The sequence below is a fragment of the Arthrobacter pascens genome (genome assembly GCF_017052465.1).
GTDB classification, from domain to species: Bacteria; Actinomycetota; Actinomycetes; order Actinomycetales; family Micrococcaceae; genus Arthrobacter; species Arthrobacter pascens.
In genome coordinates, this window is sequence record NZ_JAFHKT010000151.1 from 146749 (window position 1) to 168552 (window position 21804).

Consider the following 21804-nt stretch of genomic DNA (forward strand, 5'->3'; position numbering starts at 1 on the left):
CATGCCCGTCCAACACGAATGTTGCATTGCGTGATACCCACGGAGACTGATTCCCCAGAGAAGGCCTCCCGCTTTACCGTCCTGCGCGGAGCCGGCGGCGGGAATTGGCGAGGTGGCTGCGCATGGCCGCGGCAGCGGAGGGCCCATCCCCGTCGGCAATGGCGGCATAGATCGAGCCGTGCTCGTGGACGACCTGATCGAAGTGGTCCCGGGCATAGTGTTCGACGCCGGTCATCAGCCGGGTCCGGGGCATGGCAATCATCGTCTGGCCCAGGGAAGCAAGGCAGTCCGAGTAGAAGGGGTTTCCGGAGGCTGCGGCGACGGCGCGGTGGAAGTCATAGTCGGACTTCATGGCGTGCGCGGGATGTTCCACACTTGCTGTGAAGTCATCGAGCGCCTTCTGCAGGACCTTGAGTTGGCGGTCGGTGCGGTTCGTGGCGGCCAGGATGGCGGCTTCAGCTTCCACCCCGATCCGGAACTCCAGAAGGTGGAGACGGTCCTCCATGGTGACGACAGGCCTGGTGACCTGTCCCGCTGTCGGACCCTCGGGGGGCGGGGTCAGCGCAAAGCTGCCCCGCCCACGTTCGGTTTCCACGAGTCCTTCGGCCTGGAGCCGCGTGAGTGCGGATCGGACCACGGTGCGGCTCACACCGAACTCGCTGATCAGGGTGTTTTCGCTCGGAAGCTTGTCCCCGGGCTGGATGACGCCGTCGACGATGCGGGCGCGAAGGTCGGCGGCGAGGTCCGCGGTCAGGTTCCGGCTCATGGGTTCAAGATTACGCGCCGAATTCCACGGTCTCCGTGGTCCAAGCGCGCGCCTGGTCGCTGAGCGTCACGCCGAGTCCGGGGCGGTCCGGAACCATCATGCGCCCGTTCTTCGTTTCGAGGCGCTCGTTGAACAGCGGGTCGAGCCAGTCGAAGTGCTCCACCCAGGGCTCGCGGGGATAGGCAGCGGCGAGATGGAGGTGGATTTCCATGGCGAAGTGCGGGGCCAGGCCAAGACCACGCTCGTCCGCCAGGGCTGCCAGGCGCAGGAACTGGGTGATACCGCCGACTCGCGGGGCGTCAGGCTGGATGATGTCGCAACCGTTGGCGGCGATGAGGCCCTTGTGCTCGGCCACGGAGGCGAGCATTTCGCCGGTGGCGATGGGGGTGTCCAGGACCTGGGCGAGGTGGGCGTGGCCTTCGAAGTCGTAGGCGTCCAGCGGCTCTTCGATCCAGATGAGGTTGAATTCCTCGAGCTGGCGGCCCATACGCAGGGCCGTGGCGCGGTCCCACTGCTGGTTGGCGTCCACCATAAGCGGGACGTCCCAGCCGATGTGATCACGGATGCCGGCCACGCGGCGCAGGTCCTCTTTGCTGTCCGGGAGCCCGACCTTGATCTTGATGCCGCCGATTCCTTCTTCGACCGACTGCGTCGCACGGGCCTTGACCTCGTCCAGCGTGGCATTGAGGAATCCGCCCGAGGTGTTGTAGGTCTGGACGGAGTCGCGGTAGGAGCCCAGCAGCTTGGCGAGGGGGAGCCCGGCGCGCTTGGCCTTGAGGTCGTAGAGTGCGATGTCGATGGCGGCGAGGGCCTGCGTAGCGACGCCTGAGCGGCCCACGGAGGCGCCGGCCCAGAGCAGCTTGGTGTAGATCTTGCCGATGTCATTGGGGTCTTCACCGATGATTCCTTCGGCAACTTCTTTGGCATGGGCGTACTGGGCGGGCCCGCCGGCGCGCTTGGAGTAGCTGAAGCCGAGGCCGGTGTGGCCCTGTTCCGTGGTGATCTCGGCGAAGAGGAAAACCACCTCGGTCATGGGCTTTTGGCGGCCGGTGAAGACCTTGGCGTCACTGATGGGAACGGCCAGTGGAAGCCTCGCGGTGGAAAGTTTTACATGGCGGATGAGATCTACGGTGCTCATGGATGCTCCTCGAAAGCAGGATAGTGGGCTGCATCGCCCTCCCCCTTAGAGTACAAGTAACCAACTTGTATTACAAGTATTCTTTTGCGGGAGTAATTAGGGAGCGGCGGGAGGAATTCAGCATCTGAAGTAGTTGTTTCGTTGTGGTTGTTGGCGGGGGTCGATATGGGGTGGGGGTTTGAACCAGGGCACACCGTTCTTGACCTGGATGGTCCATTGTTCTTTGTGGATGAGGTGGTGGTGATGGGAGCAGAGGAGGGTGCCGTTGTCGGTGCCGGTGGTGCCGCCGTGTGACCAGTAGGTGATGTGGTGGGCTTCGCACCACGGGGCGGGGATGCTGCAGTTGGGGAAGGCGCAGCCTTGGTCGCGGGCGGTGATGGCTTTGCGGATGTGGGGCGGGAAGATCCGGGTGGTGCGGCCGATGTCGAGGATGCGTCCTTCGCTGCCGAGAAGGACCGGGATGATGTCCGCGTCGCAGGCGATTTTCCGGACGGTGGCGGCGTTGATGGGTCCGGTGAACGTGAACGATCCGGTGCCGGGAATGCCCGGGGCGCCGGGCCCGCTGGCGGCTGCGGCCGTGGGTCGGCTCGGTGCGGTGCTGCGGTTGGTGTTGCGGTGGCGGGGTCCCTGGCTGGTTTCGTGTTCGAGGCGGTCCAGGAGGTCGACGTAGTCGATGGTGACCATGACCTGGGGCCGGAGCCCGCCTGCTGTGGGGAGTGTTCCGGTAGTCAGGGCTGCTTTGCAGGCGCCGACCAGTCCGTCCAGGTGCCGTTGCGGGCGGGTCCGGCGGTCCAGGTCAACGCCCGGCACCGAATCCCAGCCGGTGGTTGCGGTGTCCTGCCCGGCCCGGTCCCCGTCTGCGCTGTCGTTTGTGCCGGTGGCGTTGGCGGTGGTGCGGGGGTTGGTGGCCGTGTTCATCACGGTCAGGAGGGGTTCGAACTGATCGGGGGTGGCGAAGATTTCCAGGTGGTGGAGCCCGTGCCGGGTCGGGCGGATGAAGGCGCCCTGCCGGCGGCGGAGTTCTTCTTCGCTGGGTTCGGGCCCGTCCTGGTCGAGCCCGTTGATCCAGCGCCGGGCGATTTTGGACAGGTAGTCGGCGTCGTTCTCGGCCGCGGTGCGGGTCAGGGCGTGTTCCATCCGGGCCAGGGCTTCGTCCGGAGCATGCCGCCGGACCTGGTCCAGGGCGAGCGTGATGATGGTCGCGGGTTGGGAGGCGATGGTCCCGGCCGCCAGGGCAGCGCCGAGTTCTTCGCGTTCGGGCGGCTCGGGGTGGCCGGAGAACCCGGTCCGGGGCAGCGCCGAGTCGGCGAGGGCGATCCGGCGGCGGGCCTCCCGGCCGCTGATCCGCAGCCTGCCGCGCAGGAACTCCTCCGCGTTCCGGAACCCGTCATCAGCCGGATCCGGCTCGGCCGCTGCCCGCCGAACGCCGGGGGTTTGGCAGGCCGCCAGGCCGCTGCCACCCTGATCAGACTCCACCTGCGCAGAAGCTGGCCAGCCGTTCGCTTCCGGGGCACTTTCGGCCTCGCCGTTAGCCGCCGCGCCGCCATCGCACATGCCGCTTTCCGCAGAATCGGCTGAGCCGGTCACCCAGCCCGTTGCGTCGTGGGCGACCGCTTCCGCGCCCCAACCGGTGACCCAGCCTACCGCCGCACCCGAGCCCGAGCCAGACCGCGCAGCCAGTGTCGCCTCTCGACGGCTCCGGTTCACCGCCCCGGCCGCGACCACCTGCAAATACCCAATAGCGCGGGAAGCGTCCTCGACCTTGGCGGCGAAGTCAGCGGCCTCACGGAAACCCATCAGCGCGGCGTCAGCGGCCGCCGTCGAACACACGCCCTTCAACAGCTCAAGGCCCCGGGCAAGACCACCGGAACCGCCGCCGTCGGACGCTAAGTCAGACCCGAAAGCAGCCGCCAACCCAGCTAATTGCACCGTCCCGGCGGGGACACTACGGAGCCTGCGGAAGCGCGCCTCGGGAAGCACGGCGGCACCGGGCAACACTGCCCACGGCCCTGCGCCTCCTGCCGGATCCTCCCCCATGGCTTCCATATGGACACTCTGCCGGAGGGGTGTGACATTAATAGCTATCCAACCGCCCAAGCGACCACTAACAGCGCCCCGACGCTGAGCAGCGTGGTGCAGAGGATCACGTCCCTGGCGACGGCCATTCCCCTGCCACACGGGGAAGCGAAGAGGAACACGTTCTGGGCGGTCGGGAGGGCGGCCATGATGACGCTCGCGAGGAGGTGCTGGCCTTCGAGGCCGAAAACGAACGTGCCCAGCACCCAAACAACCAGTGGCATGCCCGCGATCTTCAGGAAGGTCGCCACCAGGGTTTCGATGCGCCCATCGCCCTCTTGCAGGGGTGCCTTTCCGGCCAGGGAGAGGCCAAAGGCCAGCAGCACCATGGGAACGGCGCCGCCGGCGAGCATGTCGATGGGCTTTTGCAGGAGGTCCGGGGCGCTCCAGCCGGTTAGGGCAACAACTGCGCCGAGTGCGGAGGCGATGATCATCGGATTGGCGAACGGTTGGACCAGCATCTTTTTCCACGAAATCCTGGCTCCGGCGGTCAGCCCCAGAACCGTCAGATAGAACGGGGCCAGAACCAGGATCTGCACCAGCAAGACGGGTGCCACGTGTTGGGCTGTTCCCACGGCGTAAAGCGAGACCGGAATGCCGATGTTATTGGCGTTTGCATAGCTGCTGGCCATGGCACCCACCGCGGTTTCCGCTACCGGACGGCGGAAAAACAGGAAGCTCATGAGGGAATAGAGAAGCCCCACTATCGCGGCAGACAGCAGCGCGAGTGGGGCATCCGTTCCGAGCGCTGCCCGGATGTCACTCCCGGCCACTACGGTGAAAAGCAGGGCCGGGTTGGTGACGTAGAACGCGGTGCGGGTCAGAGCGCCCTGGACCTCCGGTCCCAGAATCCTCAGGCGGGCCGCGATGTAGCCAACGGCAATGACGGCGGTAACGATGAGTATTCCGGAGACGACGCCGCCCAAACCTGAGCCCTTCTATATAAAAGTCTTGTTGGGTTCCGCACGGCCGGCTCCTGTTGCGGGGGAGGTCCGGCCGTGCGGAAGATGTTGTTCCTTATCTACAGCACGGTACTAGCGCACCAGGCAGGGGCGCTTCGGGTCAAAGGACCAGCCGTCGATGTAATACTGCATGCCGATGCTGTCGTCGCGGGCGTCGAGACCGTGCTGCAGATACAGCTCGTGTGCCTTGCCCAGGGCGTCGCGGTCCAGTTCGATGCCGAGACCTGGTGCATCGGGAACCTCGATCGCGCCGTTCCTGATCTGAAGCGGGTCCTTGGTGAGGCCCTGGCCGTCCTGCCAGATCCAGTGCGTGTCCAGCGCCGTGATCTCGCCCGGTGCGGCCGCCCCGGTGTGCGTGAACATGGCAAGGGAGATGTCGAAGTGGTTGTTGGAGTGCGAGCCCCACGTTAGGCCGAACTCGTTGCACAGCTGCGCAACCCTCACAGAACCGTGCATGGTCCAGAAGTGCGGGTCTGCCAGGGGGATGTCGACGGCGTTGCTGCGGATTGCGTGCGACATTTCGCGCCAGTCCGTGGCGATCATGTTGGTGGCCGTCTTCAGGCCCGTGGCACGGCGGAATTCCGCCATGACTTCGCGCCCGGAGAAGCGCCCTTCCGCCCCGCAGGGATCCTCGGCGTATGCCACCACTCCCTGCATCCGCTTGCCGAGCCGGATGGCCTCCTCGAGGAGCCATCCACCGTTGGGGTCAAGGGTGACGCGGGCTTCGGGGAAGCGCTTGGCGAGTGCCGTGACAACGTCCACCTCGTCGTCGCCGGACAGCACGCCGCCCTTGAGCTTGAAATCGCTGAATCCGTAGCGCTCCTGAGCTGCTTCGGCCAGGGCAACCACCGCTGCGGGGGTCATGGCCTCCTGCCGGCGCAGCCGCTCCCAGCGGTCAGCCGGTGCATCCTCGACCAGGTACGGCAGGTCCGTCCGGCGCCGGTCGCCGACGAAAAACAGGTAGCCGAGCATCGGGACCGAACTGCGCTGCTGTCCGTCGCCGAGCAGCTCCGCGACCGGGACTCCGAGGAACTGGCCGTGGAGGTCCAGCAGGGCCGATTCGACGGCGGTAACGGCGTGGACGGTGGTGCGGAGGTCGAAGGTCTGCAGTCCGCGGCCGCCTGCGTCGCGGTCGGCAAACTCCGCGGCGATCTCCCGCAGCAGGGACCGGTAGCGGGCCACCGGCTTGCCGCTGATAAGGGTTCCGGCTTCCTCGATGGTGGTGCGGATCTTCTCGCCGCCGGGAACCTCGCCAAGGCCGGTGCGGCCATCCGAATCCGTAATGATGACCACGTTGCGGGTGAAGAACGGCCCGTGGGCGCCGCTGAGGTTCATCAGCATGCTGTCGTGGCCCGCGACCGGAACGACTTCCACGCGGGCGACGGTTGGCTGGGCGCTCATGCGTTGACCTCTTCCTTTTCTTCGGCTTCGGCCTGGACAACTGTGCCGTCGATCCGGCGGTTGAGGTGCCAAGGGTTGGTGTCCTGCAGTGGTACGGGCAGGAGTTCCTGGGGGATGTTTTGGTAGGCGACGGGCCGGAGGAAGCGGTTGATGGCCAGGGTTCCGACGGAGGTGGTTTTGGTGTCGGAGGTTGCGGGGAAGGGGCCGCCGTGGACCATGGCGTGGCCGACTTCGACGCCGGTGGGCCAGCCGTTGACGATGATCCGGCCGACTTTTTGCTCGAGCGCGGGGATCAGGGGTGCGGCGGTGGGGTAGTCCTGTGCGGTGAGCTGCAGGGAAGCGGTGAGCTGGCCCTCGAGCCGGTGGATGGCGTCGAGGAGTTCCTCGGTGGTGGTGTAGCGGATCACCAGGGATGCGGCGCCGAAGATCTCTTCGTGGAGCACGTGGTTGGAGACGAAGTCTTGGACCTGGGTTCCGAAGATCGTGGGAGCAGGCGCGTTTTTCGTTGCACCTTCGGTTCCGCGGCCGACGACGTCGACGCCGGCTGCGGAACCGAGCGCTTCGGCGCCGGCGTTCCAGGAGCCGGCGATGCCTTCGGTGAGCATGGTTTGGCCGGTGCAGGCGGAGACGGCGCGGGCGACGGCGGCGGCGAGTTTGTCGCCGGCCTCGCCGGTGGGGGCGAAGAGCAGGCCGGGGGAGGTGCAGAGCTGTCCGGAGCTGCCGGTGACGGCGGTGACGTACTGCTGGGCGAGGGCGTCGATGTGTTCGGCGGGGCCGGTCAGGGCGCCGGGGAAGACGAAGACCGGGTTCAGTGAGGACATTTCGGCGTAGACCGGGATGGGTTCGGGGCGGGCGGCGGCGGTGCGCATCAGGGCGATGCCGGCGGCTTGGGAGCCGGTGAAGCCGACGGCTTTGATGGCGGGGTCGGCGACGAGGGCCTGGCCGATGCTGGCGCCGGGGCCGTAGATCAGGGAGAACACGCCGGGGTGCAGCCCGGCGTCACGGACGGCTTTGATGATGGCGTGGCCGACGAGTTCGCTGGTGCCGGGGTGGGCGTTGTGGGCCTTGAAGACGACGGGGCATCCGGCGGCGAGGGCCGAGGCGGTGTCTCCTCCGGCGGTGGAGAAGGCCAGCGGGAAGTTGCTGGCGCCGAAGACGGCGACGGGGCCGAGCGGGATCTGGCGCTGGCGGATGTCGGCGCGGGGGAGCGGGGTGCGCTGCGGCAGGGCGGGGTCGATGCGGACGCCGCGGAAGTCGCCCTGGCGGACCACGGAGGCGAACAGGCGGAGCTGGCCGGTGGTGCGGGCGCGTTCGCCCTGCAGCCGGGCGGTGGGCAGGCCGGTTTCCTGGCCGGCGCGGATGATGAGTTCCTCGCCGATGGCCTCGATGTTGTCCGCGATGGCGTCCAGGAACCCGGCGTGCGTCTCGGGGTCCAGGGTGCTGAAGGACGGCAAGGCCTCGGCGGCTGCGGCGGTGGCTGCCGTGAGCTGGTCTTCGGTGATCAGCGTATAGGCCGGTTCGAGCTGTTCGTTGGTGGCCGGGTTGAAGCCGAAGGCAGTCTTCCCCTCGCCGGCGACCTGCTGTCCGGCGATCAGTGAATGTCCGTTGAGTGTCATGATTGGTCCTAGGAGACGGTGGCGATGAGGGCTTTGAGGTCGGCGAGGTCCTGGGGAGCCAGGTTCTGCAGCGGCGGGCGGACTCCGCCCGCCGAGCGGCCGATGGCGTCCAGGCCGCCCTTGACGATGGACACGGAGTAGCCCTTCACCCGGTCGCGGATGTCCAGGTACGGGATCACGAAGTCGTTGAGCTTCTTGTTGACGGCGACCCGGTCCTGGTTGCGCACGTCCTGGTAGAAGTCGAGGGCGAACTGCGGGACGAAGTTGTACATGGCGCTGGAGTAGGTGCTCATGCCCAGCTGCAGCAGCGGAAGGGCGAAGGTCTCTGCGGTGGGCAGGCCGCCGAGGTAGAACAGGCGGTCGCCGAGCTTGGCGTAGACGCGGGCATCGTGCTCGAGGTCGCCCACACCGTCCTTGAAGCCGATCAGGTTTTCGTGGCGGTCGGCCAGGGTGGCCACCGTGGTGTCCTTGTAGATCGCGTTGGCGCGGTTGTAGATGATCACGCCGAGCGACGTTGCCTTGCAGATGGCGCTGACGTGCTCGATCAGGCCGCCCTGGTCTGCTTCGGTCAGGTACGGCGGGAGGAGCAGGATGCCCTCGGCACCCGCGGCTTCAGCAGCCCTAGCATTCTCAATGGCCTGGGCGGTCGAACCGCCGGCCGACGCCAGCACCGGTACGGTGTTGCCGACTTCCTCGACGGCGGCACGGACGACTCGTGCCGACTCGGCAGGCGTGAGGGAGAAGCCTTCGCCGGTGCCGCCGGCGGCGAAGAGACCGGCAACCGGATAGCTGGCCTGCCACGCGAGGTGCTTGCGGTAGTTTTCCTCGTCGAACTGCAGTTGTGCGTCGAAGGACGTGACCGGGAAGGAGAGCAGCCCGTTCTTGAGAGTGTCGGCAAGTTCCTGGGGCGAGTATTTGGCCACGGTGTGGTCCTCCATATCGGCGCCGCTTCGGTGCGGCGAATGAGTTCGTTCCTTCCACACTAGGGAGGCTTTTGATGCCTGTCTAAGTTCATTTTTGTATGCATTGATACCGTCCTGGCATCATCCCTCTCGCTGCCGAACCTTGGTTCAGTTGTCGCCGAATTCCAGTGCGCGCAGCAGGCGGGACAGGGCAGGGTTCCGGATGTTGCGGTTCCAGATGGCGTGGAGTTCAACAGGATCCCCCACGCTGCTTTGCAGCGGCAGGAACTCGACCGCCTGGATGCCCAGCAGGGTTGCGGAGTGCGGGACGAAAGCCACGCCTCGTTTAGCGGCGACCAGCGAGACCATGGTGAGGATCTGGCTGACCGTATGGATCACGTTGGCGTGCTGCACGGGGATCATGCGGACCACCAGGTCATAGAAGTATCGGGCCTTGGTTGGCGAGTGCATGATCAGGGGCTCGTTCTTGAGGTCCTCGTTGGTGATGTCCCGATCAAGGTCCGCCAGTGGATGGCCTGAGGGGACGGCCAGCACCATGGCTTCCCGGTACAGCAGGTGGGAATCGAAAACCTCGCTGTCGAAGGGCGGGCGGGCGAGGCCAAGGTCCAGTTCGCCGGTCTGAAGGCCCATGATCTGCTCACCGGTGACAAGCTCCTGGAGGTCGATGTCGACGTCGGGAAGGATTTCCGCGGCCTCCTCGAGCAGTGGCCCAAGGATGCTGAACCCGCTCGCGGCGGTAAATCCGATCCGCAGGTGCCCCGACCGGCCGGACGCTATCCGCCGGGCAGTGACCGGTGCCCGTTCCGCCAAGGCGATCAGCCGCCGGGCCTCGTCCAGGAAGGCCCGGCCTGCCGGCGTCAGCTCGACCTTCCGGTTGTCGCGCTCAAGCAGTTCGGCGCCCACCGTTTTTTCAAGCTTCTGGATCTGCCGGCTCAGGGGCGGCTGGGTCATGTTGAGCCGCTCGGCTGCCCGGCCGAAGTGCAGTTCCTCGGCGACGGCGATGAAACCTGCCAACTGGTCGAATGTAAACATGATGCCTTCCCGGTATCACCCGATGCACATTTGGGCTTAGACATGCATCATAGCGGCTCCCTACACTCGAGAAAGCGAACCGGCAGTGACCCGGTTCACAACTACTGATCGGGCACCCCCCGCCCCGCAGTGCAAACGAGGAGTTTCAATGACGCACTTCCCCTCCCGCCGTTCCATTCTCGGAGCAGCATCCGCCGTCGCGCTTCTGGCCCTGACTGCCTGCGGCAATGTCGCGGGCGGCGGCGCGGATTCATCGAAGTACCCGAGCGGTCCGGTTAACCTGACGGTTGGCCAGGCGCCCGGCGGCAGCACCGACCTTATTGCCCGTGCCATTTCAGAAGGCGCGTCCAAGACCCTCGGCGCCCCGATGCCCGTGGTGAACAAGCCCGGCGCCAACGGTGCCCTGGCCTCCAAGGAGGTGGCGGGCAAGCCTGCTGACGGCCAGAACCTGGTCCTGCTCAACGCTTCGCTGATCACCATCACTCCGCTGGCCGTGACCGCAGACGAGGCAGTCAACATTGATGATTTCGACGTCATCGCCGGCTTGTCCCAGGATGACTACGTGCTGATTGCCAGCGACAAGTCCGGCTTCAAGACCATCAAGGATGTGACCGGCGCCGGCCGCAACATCACGTTCGGCACCACCGGCGTGGGCACCGGAAGCCAGCTCGCCCAGACCGTGCTTTTCAAGCAGGCGAATGTTAAGGGCACCGACGTTCCCTTCGACAGCGGCAAGCCGGCACTGACCGCCGTGCTGGGCAACCAGGTGGAACTGGCAACCATCCAGCTCGGTGAGGCAATGCCGCAGATCAAGGCCGGCAAGGTTGCGCCGCTGCTGGTCTTCTCCGAGGAGCGCAACAGCTTCCTGCCGGACACGCCCACCGCGAAGGAATCGGGCTACGACGTTCCGGTCGCACAGTACCGGGCAGTCGCCGCACCCAAGGGCACGCCGCAGGAGGTCAAGGACAAGCTGGTGGCAGCCTTCCAGGAGACCTTCAAGGCGGACGCTTACAAGGCATTCAACGAGCAGAACCTGCTGACGCCGAAGGAAATCTCCGGTGAGGAAGTTGTCACGCAGTGGAAGGAATACGCCGCGAAATACAAGGCCCTGGTGGAGAAATACAGCATCAGCCTCAGCGGAACGAAGTGATTCCTGTGAAGCCAACACCCGCGGTGCCCGCAGTTCCCGACGGCGACCTGGACGATCTCACGCCGGAACAGTTGGCGGCACAGTGGGAAGAGGAAAAGCCGCCGGCCGCCGGGGCTCTGGCCAATGCGGCCTCGTCGCTGGTAGTTCTCGGCGTCGGCGTCGGCGCAGTCATCCTGTCGCTGGCGATGGGCCTGGGTACCCCGGCAGCCCCACAGCCCGGACTCTGGCCTTTCATGATCAGCTGCGTGATGGTGGCGCTGGGTCTCTTTCAGCTGGTCATCGGCCGGCATAACCGCGACGCGGAGAAGTTCACCCGCATGTCCACGGCGCCCCTGACCGGCCTGGTGACCCTGGCCCTCATGGTCGCGCTGATGCCGACCATCGGATTCGAACTGCCGGCCCTGGCGCTGTGCATCGTCTGGATGCGGTTCCTGGGCAGCGAGACCTGGCGCTCCACGCTCGTGGTGAGTGCCGTCGTCGTCGGAGCGTTTTACGGGCTGTTTGTCCTGGCGCTCAACACATCCATCCCCCACCTCTTCTAGGAGACACCCGTGGATTTTCTAAATCCCGTGATCAACGGATTTGCGGTTGTCCTGGAGCCGACAAACCTGCTGTACTGCCTGGTCGGCGTCGTGATCGGCATGCTCATCGGTGTGCTGCCAGGGCTTGGCCCGGCCGCCACCATCGCCATCCTTCTCCCGCTGACCTACAACGTGGAGCCGGTGACCGCCATCATCATGCTGGCCGGCATCTTCTACGGCGCGCAGTACGGCGGAACCATCACCTCGGTGCTGCTCCGGCTTCCCGGCGAGGCGTCTTCGGTGGTGACCGTCTTCGACGGCTATCAGATGGCCCGGCAGGGCAAGGCCGGGACCGCACTGGGACTGGCTTCCATCGGATCCTTCGTTGGCGGCACCGCCTCCATCATCGGCCTGACCTTCCTCGCCCCCATCGTGGCGAGTTTTGCTCTGGACTTCGGCGCGCCGGAGTACTCCGCCCTCGCACTGCTGGGCATCCTGCTGGTGGCAACGATCAGCAGCGGCGCGAAAACCAAGGCGCTCATCGCCGCGGCCCTCGGGCTGCTGCTCGCCACTGTGGGCCGAGACGTCTTCACCGGCGAGAGCCGCTTCACGTTTGGCAGCCTGGAGCTCGCCGACGGGATCGACTTCGTGCCGATCGCCATGGGCATCTTCGGCCTTGGCGAGATTCTGTACAACCTCGAGGAACGCCACCGTGCCGCCAAAGCGCCGTCCAAGGTCGCCAATGTGTGGCCATCACGCAGCGACCTGAAGCAGGCCGCCGGTTCGATCGGACGCGGCTCCATCCTGGGCTTCTTCCTTGGCATCCTGCCGGGCGGCGGCGCCACGATCTCGTCCATGGCCTCCTACGCCATGGAAAAGAAGCGGGCCAAGCAGCCCGAACGGTTCGGCAAGGGAGCGCCCGAGGGCGTTGCGGGGCCCGAGACGGCGAACAACGCGGCCGCCACGTCATCCTTCATCCCGCTGCTCACGCTGGGTATCCCGGCCAACGCCACGATGGCACTGATGTTCGGAGCGCTTCTCATCCAGGGTGTGACCCCTGGCCCGCAGTTGGTCGAGGAGAACCCGGACCTCTTCTGGGGCGTGGTGAACTCGATGTACATCGGCAACATCCTGCTGCTGATCATGAGCCTTCCGCTCGTTGGCCTGTTCGTGAAGATCCTGCGCGTCCGCGCCGCGATCCTCGCCCCCGTCACGGCACTGATCACCCTGCTCGGTGCCTACACGATCAATAACAGCATGTTCGATGTCACGCTTGTGGTGGTGTTCGGCGTCATCGGCTACCTGATGAAGAAGTTCGGCTTCGAGCCTGGCCCGCTGGTCCTGGCGTTCGTGCTGGGTTCGCTGCTGGAAAGCTCGCTCCGCCGCTCCCTGCTGGTCTTCGGCGGGGATCCGACGGGCTTCTTTGGCCGGCCGATCTCGGCCACGCTGCTCGCTGTGTTCGTCCTGGTGGCCGTGCTGCCGGGGATCCGCAGCCTGCTGGCAAAGCGCAGGGCGGCTGCTGTTGCAGAGCCCGGTACCGTACAAATCAAGGAGAAGGTATGAGCATCATCGTCGGTTTCGTCCCCACGCCCGCCGGTGAGGCGGCCCTGAGCGCAGGTATCGCCGAAGCGCAGCTTCGGAAGCAGGACCTGGTGATCGTCAACTCCGCCCGCGAAGGGGCGCTGGTGGATAAGGCGGTGGCCCCGGAGGACGTACTTGCACGGGCCTCACGGCAGGCCGAGGAGGCAGGTGTGAAGGCGACGGTGATCCAGCCGCCGTACCAGCACGACCTGGCGGACGAATTCCTCGAGGTCGCCCGCGAAGCCAACGCCTCGCTGATCGTCATTGGCCTCCGGCACCGGTCGCAGGTGGGCAAGTTCATCCTCGGTAGCCACGCGCAGCGGATCCTGATGCAGGCCGACCGTCCCGTGCTCGCCGTCAAGGCCGGCGACGGCCACTTCTAGTCATCCCCCACCGCACGAGGCGGGCCGGCAACCCCACAGGGTTTCCGGCCCGCCTCTGTTTGTACACGGAATCACTAACCGAGGTCAGGCGCCGACATAGGCCGCCAGGTGTTCGCCGGTGAGGGTGGAACGGGCGGCTACGAGGTCGGCGGGCGGGCCCTCGAAGACGATCCGGCCGCCGTCGTGCCCTGCTCCGGGGCCGAGGTCGATGATCCAGTCGGCGTGTGCCATCACCGCCTGGTGGTGCTCGATGACGATGACGGACTTCCCGGAGTCGACGAGCCGGTCAAGCAGGCCCAGCAGGTTCTCGACGTCGGCGAGGTGCAGGCCGGTGGTCGGCTCGTCGAGGATGTAGATCTCACCCTTCTCGGACATTTGCGAGGCGAGCTTGAGCCGCTGGCGTTCGCCGCCTGACAGGGTGGTGAGCGGCTGGCCGAGGGTGAGGTAGCCGAGTCCGACGTCCTCGAGCCGGTCGAGGATCTTGTGCGCGGCCGGCGTGCGTGCCTCGCCGTCGGTAAAGAACTCCTCGGCCTCGGCGACGGGCATCGCGAGCACTTCGGCGATGTTCTTGCCACCCAGCGTGTACTCAAGGACAGCCGCCTGGAACCGCTTCCCCTCGCACTCCTCGCAGGTGGATTCGACCGTGGCCATGACGCCGAGCTCCGTGTAGATGACGCCGGCGCCGTTGCAGGCGGGACAGGCGCCCTCGGAGTTGGAACTGAAGAGAGCCGGCTTTACGCCGTTGGCCTTGGCGAACGCCTTGCGGATCGGCTCGAGCAGGCCCGTGTACGTCGCCGGGTTACTCCGTCGCGAACCGCGGATCGCACCTTGGTCGATCACCACCACGCCGTCGCGGCCAGCGACCGAACCGTTGATCAGCGAGCTCTTGCCGGAGCCGGCGACGCCCGTGAGTACGCAGAGCACCCCGAGCGGGATGTCGACGTCCACATTCTGGAGGTTGTTCGTCGATGCGCCGCGGACCTCCATCGCACCAGAGGATGAACGCACCGAGTCCTTGAGCCGCGCCCGGTCGTCGAGGTGGCGGCCTGTAATGGTGTCACTCGCCCTCAGCCCCTCAACAGTGCCCTCAAAGCAGACGGTACCGCCCCCGGTGCCGGCGCCGGGGCCGAGGTCGACGACGTGGTCAGCGATCGCGATGGTCTCCGGCTTGTGCTCCACGACGAGTACAGTGTTGCCCTTGTCCCGGAGCTGCAGCAGCAGCTGGTTCATCCGCTCGATGTCATGCGGGTGCAGGCCGATCGTGGGCTCGTCGAAGACATAGGTGACGTCGGTGAGCGAGGAGCCGAGGTGGCGGATCATCTTGGTGCGCTGGGCCTCACCGCCGGAGAGCGTGCCGGCCGGCCGGTTCAGCGAGAGGTAGCCCAGGCCGATTTCGGCGAACGAGTCGAGCAGGTGCCGCAGTCCTTTGAGGAGGGGCGCGACCGACGGCTCGTTCAGCCCGCGGACCCAGCCGGCGAGGTCGCTGATCTGCATCTCGCACAGGTCGGCGATGTTCTTGCCCTGAATTTTCGAGGACCTGGCCTCCGGGCTGAGCCGCGTGCCGTCGCACTCGGGACACGCCTGGAACGTGATGGCACGCTCCACGAAGGCCCGGATGTGAGGCTGCATCGCGTCGACATCCTTGGAAAGCATCGATTTCTGGATCTTCGGGATCAAGCCCTCATACGTTAGGTTGATGCCCTCGACCTTGATCTTGGTCGGCTCCTTGTAGAGGAGGTCGTGCATCTCCTTCTTGGTGAACTTCGCGATCGGCTTGTCCATGTTGAAGCCGGCGCCGCTGAAAATGCGGCCATACCAGCCGTCCATGCTGTAGCCCGGAATGGTCAGCGCACCCTCGCCCAGCGACTTGCTGTCGTCGTAGAGCGCAGTGAGGTCGAAGTCGGAAACCGAGCCCATGCCCTCGCAGCGCGGACACATGCCGCCTAGGTACACAGCGCCCTGCACCACACTCTTCTCGACGCGGCCGTCTGCTTTCTCGGTGCTCATTACGCCGCTGGCCTTGCGCGTGGGGACGTTGAAGGAGAATGCCGTGGGCGGTCCGACGTGCGGGGTGCCCAACCGGCTGAAGAGGATGCGCAGCATGGCGTTGGCGTCAGTAGCTGTGCCGACGGTGGAGCGGGGGTTTGCCCCCATCCGCTCCTGGTCGACGATAATCGACGTCGTGAGGCCTTCAAGCAGGTCGACGTCAGGCCGGGCCAGGTTCGGCATGAAGCCCTGCACAAAGGCGCTGTACGTCTCATTGATCATCCGCTGAGATTCAGCGGCGATCGTGCTGAACACCAGCGAGCTCTTGCCGGAACCGGAGACGCCGGTGAACACCGTCAGCCGGCGCTTCGGGATCTCCAAGCTGACGTCCTTGAGGTTGTTCTCGCGGGCGCCCTGCACGCGGAGCAGGTCGTGGCTGTCGGCGACGTGCTGCGCGGGCTCCTGCGTGTCAATACTGGGGGCCATGCTCATCGTGTCTCCATCTGTTGATCGGGCGGCAATCGTCGTAGCGGCTCTGAGTTCCGGAGCGGGTTGGCGCTCAGCGGTCCTGAAGCAGCCCCAGGATGTTGCCATCGGGGTCGGCGACGGTGGCCACCAGACGGCCGCCACCGACGTCATGCACGGGCTCCTTCACGGTGGCGCCCGCGGCGGTGACCTCGGCCAGCTTGGCTTCGATGTCCGGCACATGCCAGTAGGCCACCGGTGACGTCATGCCCTGCGGCCCGCCGCCCGGCACCAGCCCGATGTGCTGGCCCGCGGCTTCGAAGCCGACGTAGTAGGGTCCGTCGGCCTCCGGGGCCACGCCGAGCAGGGCCGTGTACATAGTCTTTGCCGCAGCCAGGTCGGACACGGGATGCAGCACGGTCTTGATTCCCTGGGTGGATGAGTCGCTCATGGTCACTCCTATGGTCGTGGGCCCACATCGACCCGGCGCGTACGGTCGTGTTGTCGATGGGATTCATGCTAGCCGCAGCTCTTGGCGGGCGCTCGTGGTCTGCCTCACTTTCTTGAGCTGATCTTGCGTTGGCGCTGCCCGCGTCTTGAGCCTCTGGGGTGAGACTGTGAGCGGCGGCGGTGCAGCAGCATCGTGGCCGGCATTAGCATGAACGATTCTTGGGGAAGGATCTGTGATGACCGGAAGCAATGTCGAGACGTTCTATGAAGACCTGCTGTGGAAGACGCGCCATGAAGGAAGTGCGCAATCCCTCGTCGTGAGCACCAGTCAGTCTGAGGCGTTGGATGCTGGAAGGCGTGCCGCGGTGCGCGACCGGGTAGATCACCTCATCCGGGACATGGACGGCAGGCTCCTGTGCCAGAACAGCTACCGGGACCTTCCGAAGAGCTATTAGCCCCGGCGCCCGGCTCGTGGACCGATATGCTTTCCCTCAGTTACTGGCGTTATTCCAAGGGGGAGGCATGGAGGGTACCGCGCTGCACGACCCCAGAACCCGGCGCGGCTGGATCTGGCTCATTGTTGCCGGATTCGCTGTCTCGGTTGCCGGCATCATTGTCGGCCTGCAGAAGGCGGGCCCGCTGTGCGGGAGCCCGTTGATTCCGCAAAGCCGGCAGGCTGAAATCTTCGACGCGCTCCGGACCGGTTCACGGGTGGCGGGTGAGTGCTATCGGAGAATCGACGCCGCTGCGGCCCCGACCTGGATGCTGATTGCGGCGGGAATCGTGGTGGTCCTGGCCGCGGTCATCATCCGGGTTGTCTCGATCAACCGGTACTCTGCCGTTGGGGCGGCGCCGTCCTTGGCGACACAGATCGAGGACCTGGAGCGCCAGTACCGCGAGGGTCTGATCAGCACCGAGGAGTTCGACGTCAAACGGGCCCGGCTGCTCGATCAGCTCTAAGGGAAGCAACGGCTAAGGCAGCCGGGTCGGCCGCAGCAGCGTAGGGGCGCCCGCGCGTTCCGGGTCGAGCGGTACAGGGCTGATCAGCACAGCCGGACCGCGGTGCAGGATGCCGTCCGAAAGTGGTTCGCAGCGTATGCCGCCCCGCCCGCGCATGGCCTTGTGCGCGCCGGGGGCGAGCATCTGGTCCATCCAGGCGCAGGGATGGGCAGGGCGTCCGGCCCTGAAACGCACCAGATCCCCGTGCGATTCCAGCGCGAACTCCCCGCCAAGCAGCGGAGCCAGGTGGGCACCTCTGAGGACGACATTGCGGCGTGTCAGCAGCGGGTCAAACGGGGCGGCCCCCAGTTCCGCGGCGATGGCATCGAGGGCCTCGGCCGCGATCAGTGTGACTGCGGCATCCATGTGCGCGGCCTTGCCGAAGAACCGGTCGCCCACAATGCCCTTGCCGGCTACCAGCTCCACCCGGTCGGCGTCGGTCGTGGGGACGTCCGCCGCACCCTCGCGGGCACGGCCAAAGTACGCGTGCGCCGGCGACACGAGCAGGTGCAGGACCTCCACGTCGTACCTGTAGGGGACTGTCATGCCATCCAACTATCCTCGCTCGCAGGAACCGGCACACCATCCCGGCACCGTCGGCTTAGAATCGACAGTAGTCAACTACTGAGGAAATCATGAAGAAACTCACCACTGCCCTGCTGGCTGCCGGGCTTCTCCTGTCCGCTTCGGCCTGCGCCTCACCGCAACTTTCCACTGCGGAAACCTGCGACCGGGTGAGGACCGTAGTTTCCAGTCCCACAGGAAACATGGGCAAGACCGGCATGATCAAGCTTGCCAACCAGATCCGGCCGATCGAGGCAGTGTCCTCGGACGATCTGAAGCCTGCCCTGCAGGCAATCCTGAACTACGCGGACGAGTCCGTGAAAGAGCACCCCGACAACGCAAAGCTCACCGAGCTTACTGCCGCCTACCAGGAAGCGGGGAGCACGTACAGCAAATTCTGCAGCTGAATTCTGAGGGCGTTGGGCCGCCGGAGTGGCGGCCCAACGCCTTAGGCTGAGACGCTCAGGGCTGCGTCTGCGTCCTTCAGAACCTTGGCTGCGACCTCGAGGCCCTCGATGCGGCCCAGCTCGACGTCTTCGTGTTCGATGTTGACGAGCATGTCGGGGTCCACGTCGTGGAGGGCGCGCAGGAACTCGGTCCAGTACGCAGTGTCGTGGCCCTTGCCGAGGGCGACGAAGTCCCAGGCGGCGGGCTTGGGCCATTCGTTGGCCCACTCGTCGCCGCCGAGGTTGGTGCGGTTCTCCTCGGGGGACAGCCTGCGGAAGCGGTTGTCCAGGACGCCGTAGATGGCGGCTGTCTCCTTGTTGACGCGGACATCCTTTGCCGCGGCCTGGAAGACCAGCGGGCCCAGTTCACGGACGACGGCGACCGGGTCCATCTGCTGCCAGAACAGGTGGGAGGCGTCGAGTTCAACGCCGACGTGGGTGGCGCCGGTCAGTTCAACGAGTTTGTACACGTCGGCCGGGTTGAAGACGAGGTTCTGCGGGTGCAGTTCGAGGGCGACCTTGACGTCCAGGTCCCGTGCCAGCCGGTCGGTCTCCTTCCAGAAGTCCGCGGCGATTTCCCACTGGTAGTCCAGGACGTCCAGGGCGGCGGAGTTCCAGGCATTGACGATCCAGTTCGGCACGGTGGCTCCTGGTTCCCCGCCGGGAAGTCCGGACATCGTCACCACACGGTTCTGTCCCAGCCGGTGCGCGAGGCGGATGGAGCGGCGGATGTCCTCGGCATGCTTGTCACCGATGGTCCGGTTGGGGTGCAGGGGGTTGCCGTTGCAGTTCAGCCCTGCGATGGAGACCCCGGTGCCTTCGAAGATGGCAAGGTAGTCGTCGCGGGCCGCGTCGCTTTCGAGGATGTCGTCGAAGGTGGGGATGTGCACGGCCGGCAGGAAGCCGCCGGAGTTGATTTCGATGCCGGTCAGGCCGAGGCCGGCGATGACTTTCAGGGCTTCGGGGAGCGGCCGGTCGTGCAGGATCGCGTTGTAGACGCCGAGTTTCACAGGGTTACCTTCTTTCCGGAGCCGAGCGCTGATTCTGCCACTGCGGCGAGGAGTTCCATGTTGTGTACGCCTTCGTCAAACGTGGCGCAGCGGGGGAGTGATGTTGCTTCGTCCAGTCCTGCGACTTCTTCGAGGAAGGCCCGGGCCTGGTAGCCGAAGGCGTCGTTCTGGCCGAAGCCGACGCTCGGCGCGTCCATGGCCAGCCCGCCGGAGAGGTAGGGGTGTTCGGGGCCGAGGATGACCTGGCGGTAGCCGTTCTCCGAGGAGGGGCCGGAGTTGAGGAAGAGCTCGATTTCCGCCGGACGGCGCTGGTCGAACCGTGCCGCGCCGTTTTCGCAGAAAACTTCGAAGATGAGGCTGTTGGCGTGTCCGGCGGCGACGCGGGAGACCTCGAAGCCTCCGGAGCCGTGGTCGAACTCGGCCGAGAACGCCGCATAGTCGTCGTTTTCGACGGTCTCGAAGACGTCGCTGACGGCCGCGTGGTCGTGGCCCATAACGGCGCCCAGCGGGAGCGGGCGCTTGTTGATGGCGGTGCTGAAGCGTCCGCCACTGATGGAGCGGATGTCGCCGCACAGGAATTCAGCGACGTACGTCAGGTGGGATCCGACGTCGGCCAGGGCGCCGGAGCCGGGTCCGCCCTTGTACCGCCAGCTCATGGGCGCGTCGGGGCTGAAGCCGTAGTCCGTCCAGTAGCGGCCGCTGAAGTGCAGAACCTTTCCCAGGGTTCCGTTCCGGATCAGGTCCCGGATGTAGGCGATGCCGGGCGTGCGGCGGAAGGTGAACCCGATCCGGGCGATCGAGGACGCGTTCCGGGCGGCTTCGGCCATGGCCCGGGCGTCTTCCAGGGTGTCGCTGAGCGGCTTTTCGCACAGCACGTGCTTGCCGGCGGCGAGGAGGCCCTCGACGACTTCACGGTGCAGTGAGTTGGCGATCACGACGCTGACGACGTCGATGTCATCGGCTTCGGCGATGGCCTGCCATGAGGTGTCGTTGCGTTCATATCCGAACCGCTGCGCGGCGATGGAGCCGAACTGCGGATTCACATCACCAATGGAGACCAGCCGGACCGGCGGAAGAACCGGGTTGTACAGTGCGGACGCTGTCCGGAAGGCCGCGGCGTGGGCCTTGCCGGCCATGCCGGCCCCTATGACGGCGACGCCGATATCTTTGGGCATTGGTGTTCTCCTTCGAACTCAGCCGAAGCTGCGCGGACTCAGCCGCTGAAATGGGGGTCAGATTAAATGGAGCGCTCCAGAAACACGATAGAGGCCGGACTTTGTCCTGTCAATATCTCAATCGCGGGCGGGAATGCGTCACAATGGCAGGGTGACGCAGGAAATCGGCAAACGCCCGAATATTTACGACGTAGCCTCCGCAGCCGGGGTCTCCAAGTCCCTGGTCTCACTTGTTCTGCGCGGTGCGCCCGGGGTATCGCCTGCCCGTCGGGCCGCCGTCGAGGAGGCCATTGAACGGCTGAACTACCGTCCCAGCCGTGCTGCAGCGACCCTCGCCGGGAACAGGTCCCGCACCATCGGCGTGGTCCTGGATGACTACCGGAACCTCTGGTTCGTCGACCTGCTGGCCGGACTGCACGATCGGCTCGCACCCCTCGGATTCCGGGTGGCCGTGGCCGATCCCTCGTTCAATGCGCACCTTGACCGGACGCCCGTGGACGGCCTCCTGTCGATGCGCGTGGACGGCGTTGTGATCGCCACCGAGCCCACCGAGGAGATGTTCGCCGCGGTGGATGTCCCCGCGGTGGTAGCCGGAAACCGTGACATGGTCGTCCCTGGGGCTGACATCGTGGCTAATGACGACGTGATGGGCGGCCGCCTGGCCACCGAGCACCTGATCGGACTCGGACACCGGGAAATCGGCCACGTGACCGGCGCCGGTGGCGCCGCCCGCCTGCGCGCCCAGGGTTTCGACGCCATGATGCGCGGAAGCGGGCTACGGCCGCAAGTTGCCCAGGGCCAGGGACTCACGATGGAATCTGACGGATACGAGGCCGCACTGCGGCTGCTGGAAGAAAACCCGTCCCTCACCGCGATTTTTGCGGCCAACGACACCATGGCACTGGGCGCAGCGGGCGCGGCCCGGGACAGGGGACGGCGCATCCCCGAGGATCTGTCCCTCATCGGCTACGACAATTCGCCCTTGGCATCGGCCAACCTCTTGAGGCTCACCACAATCGATGGCCGGAACCGGCAGGTCGGAGACGGCGCCGCGGAGGCCCTCCTGGAGCGGATGAAGGACCCCGCGACGCCCGTGCACACGAAGCTGGTGGAGCCGGAACTGGTCCTCAGGGCCTCCACCGCTGCCCCGGCCTAAAGCG

The 21804-nt window shown here is 66.0% G+C and carries 21 protein-coding genes; 8 read left to right on the forward strand and 13 right to left on the reverse strand.

From position 1 onward, the window contains the following. Nucleotides 1-73: 73 nt before the first annotated feature. The 8 genes from JYA52_RS18850 to JYA52_RS18885 all read right to left on the reverse strand — a co-directional run bounded on the left by JYA52_RS18850 (nucleotide 74) and on the right by JYA52_RS18885 (nucleotide 9914). Nucleotides 74-766, reverse strand: a complete 693-nt coding sequence (locus tag JYA52_RS18850; RefSeq protein ID WP_205654782.1) for a FadR/GntR family transcriptional regulator — start codon at nucleotides 764-766, stop codon at nucleotides 74-76. A gap of 10 nt (nucleotides 767-776) precedes the next feature. Then, the gene (locus JYA52_RS18855) at nucleotides 777-1904 is read right to left on the reverse strand and encodes an L-talarate/galactarate dehydratase (RefSeq protein ID WP_205654783.1); all 1128 of its coding nucleotides are present in this window, start codon (nucleotides 1902-1904) and stop codon (nucleotides 777-779) included. Between the two features lie 117 nt (nucleotides 1905-2021). Beyond that, a complete protein-coding gene (locus JYA52_RS18860) occupies nucleotides 2022-3950 on the reverse strand; it encodes an HNH endonuclease signature motif containing protein (protein WP_205654784.1) in 1929 nt (642 codons plus the stop codon). Nucleotides 3951-3985: 35 nt separating this feature from the next. Beyond that, the gene (locus tag JYA52_RS18865) at nucleotides 3986-4906 is read right to left on the reverse strand and encodes an AEC family transporter (protein ID WP_205654785.1); all 921 of its coding nucleotides are present in this window, start codon (nucleotides 4904-4906) and stop codon (nucleotides 3986-3988) included. Nucleotides 4907-5014: 108 nt separating this feature from the next. Beyond that, on the reverse strand, nucleotides 5015-6343 hold the full coding sequence (locus JYA52_RS18870; protein WP_205654786.1) for an enolase C-terminal domain-like protein: 1329 nt from the start codon (nucleotides 6341-6343) through the stop codon (nucleotides 5015-5017). After that, complete coding sequence (locus JYA52_RS18875; RefSeq protein ID WP_205654787.1) at nucleotides 6340-7959, reverse strand: aldehyde dehydrogenase (NADP(+)); 1620 nt, start codon at nucleotides 7957-7959, stop codon at nucleotides 6340-6342. Before JYA52_RS18875 ends, JYA52_RS18870 begins: the two co-directional genes overlap by 4 nt. Nucleotides 7960-7967: 8 nt before the next feature. Then, complete coding sequence (gene kdgD / locus JYA52_RS18880) at nucleotides 7968-8882, reverse strand: 5-dehydro-4-deoxyglucarate dehydratase (protein ID WP_205655270.1); 915 nt, start codon at nucleotides 8880-8882, stop codon at nucleotides 7968-7970. A 147-nt stretch (nucleotides 8883-9029) separates the two neighbouring features. Then, complete coding sequence (locus JYA52_RS18885) at nucleotides 9030-9914, reverse strand: LysR family transcriptional regulator (RefSeq protein WP_205654788.1); 885 nt, start codon at nucleotides 9912-9914, stop codon at nucleotides 9030-9032. A 148-nt stretch (nucleotides 9915-10062) separates the two neighbouring features. Between JYA52_RS18885 and JYA52_RS18890 the strand changes: the two genes are divergently transcribed. Genes JYA52_RS18890 through JYA52_RS18905 form a run of 4 tightly spaced genes read left to right on the forward strand, consistent with a single transcriptional unit; the run spans nucleotide 10063 to nucleotide 13549 of the window. After that, nucleotides 10063-11064 carry a tripartite tricarboxylate transporter substrate binding protein gene (locus tag JYA52_RS18890; RefSeq protein ID WP_205654789.1) on the forward strand — a complete coding sequence of 334 codons (1002 nt, stop codon included), beginning with the start codon at nucleotides 10063-10065 and terminating at the stop codon, nucleotides 11062-11064. Between the two features lie 5 nt (nucleotides 11065-11069). Further along, complete coding sequence (locus JYA52_RS18895; RefSeq protein WP_307869449.1) at nucleotides 11070-11606, forward strand: tripartite tricarboxylate transporter TctB family protein; 537 nt, start codon at nucleotides 11070-11072, stop codon at nucleotides 11604-11606. A gap of 9 nt (nucleotides 11607-11615) precedes the next feature. Then, a complete protein-coding gene (locus JYA52_RS18900) occupies nucleotides 11616-13148 on the forward strand; it encodes a tripartite tricarboxylate transporter permease (protein ID WP_205654791.1) in 1533 nt (510 codons plus the stop codon). Further along, nucleotides 13145-13549: a universal stress protein gene (locus JYA52_RS18905; RefSeq protein ID WP_205654792.1), complete on the forward strand. Its 405-nt coding sequence runs from the start codon at nucleotides 13145-13147 to the stop codon at nucleotides 13547-13549. The genes JYA52_RS18900 and JYA52_RS18905 overlap by 4 nt, the downstream gene beginning before the upstream one ends. A gap of 84 nt (nucleotides 13550-13633) precedes the next feature. Here the strand turns inward: JYA52_RS18905 and JYA52_RS18910 are convergent, their stop codons facing one another. Together JYA52_RS18910 and JYA52_RS18915 are read right to left on the reverse strand one after the other, a co-directional pair. Further along, the gene (locus JYA52_RS18910) at nucleotides 13634-16027 is read right to left on the reverse strand and encodes an ATP-binding cassette domain-containing protein (RefSeq protein WP_205654793.1); all 2394 of its coding nucleotides are present in this window, start codon (nucleotides 16025-16027) and stop codon (nucleotides 13634-13636) included. A 67-nt stretch (nucleotides 16028-16094) separates the two neighbouring features. Then, on the reverse strand, nucleotides 16095-16451 hold the full coding sequence (locus JYA52_RS18915; RefSeq protein ID WP_205654794.1) for a VOC family protein: 357 nt from the start codon (nucleotides 16449-16451) through the stop codon (nucleotides 16095-16097). A gap of 235 nt (nucleotides 16452-16686) precedes the next feature. On the opposite strand from JYA52_RS18915, the gene JYA52_RS18920 reads away from it, so the two are divergent. Beyond that, on the forward strand, nucleotides 16687-16905 hold the full coding sequence (locus tag JYA52_RS18920) for a DUF2188 domain-containing protein (RefSeq protein WP_205654795.1): 219 nt from the start codon (nucleotides 16687-16689) through the stop codon (nucleotides 16903-16905). A 67-nt stretch (nucleotides 16906-16972) separates the two neighbouring features. Continuing rightward, complete coding sequence (locus JYA52_RS18925) at nucleotides 16973-17410, forward strand: SHOCT domain-containing protein (protein ID WP_205654796.1); 438 nt, start codon at nucleotides 16973-16975, stop codon at nucleotides 17408-17410. Nucleotides 17411-17422: 12 nt separating this feature from the next. Here JYA52_RS18925 and JYA52_RS18930 read toward each other — a convergent pair whose 3' ends face one another. Beyond that, entirely contained in the window at nucleotides 17423-17995 is a 573-nt protein-coding gene (locus JYA52_RS18930) for an MOSC domain-containing protein (RefSeq protein WP_205654797.1), read from the reverse strand. 89 nt (nucleotides 17996-18084) lie between these two features. Between JYA52_RS18930 and JYA52_RS18935 the strand changes: the two genes are divergently transcribed. Next, nucleotides 18085-18420 (forward strand): hypothetical protein, encoded by a 336-nt coding sequence (locus JYA52_RS18935; protein WP_205654798.1) that lies wholly within the window; start codon nucleotides 18085-18087, stop codon nucleotides 18418-18420. A gap of 41 nt (nucleotides 18421-18461) precedes the next feature. Here the strand turns inward: JYA52_RS18935 and JYA52_RS18940 are convergent, their stop codons facing one another. Both JYA52_RS18940 and JYA52_RS18945 read right to left on the reverse strand, forming a co-directional pair. Next, a complete protein-coding gene (locus tag JYA52_RS18940) occupies nucleotides 18462-19469 on the reverse strand; it encodes a sugar phosphate isomerase/epimerase family protein (protein ID WP_205654799.1) in 1008 nt (335 codons plus the stop codon). Beyond that, nucleotides 19466-20644, reverse strand: coding sequence for a Gfo/Idh/MocA family protein (locus tag JYA52_RS18945; protein WP_205654800.1), 1179 nt, complete (start codon nucleotides 20642-20644; stop codon nucleotides 19466-19468). The genes JYA52_RS18940 and JYA52_RS18945 overlap by 4 nt, the downstream gene beginning before the upstream one ends. A gap of 151 nt (nucleotides 20645-20795) precedes the next feature. Here JYA52_RS18945 and JYA52_RS18950 point away from each other — a divergent pair, with 151 nt between their 5' ends. After that, nucleotides 20796-21800, forward strand: coding sequence for a LacI family DNA-binding transcriptional regulator (locus tag JYA52_RS18950; RefSeq protein ID WP_307869450.1), 1005 nt, complete (start codon nucleotides 20796-20798; stop codon nucleotides 21798-21800). Nucleotides 21801-21804 lie beyond the last annotated feature (4 nt).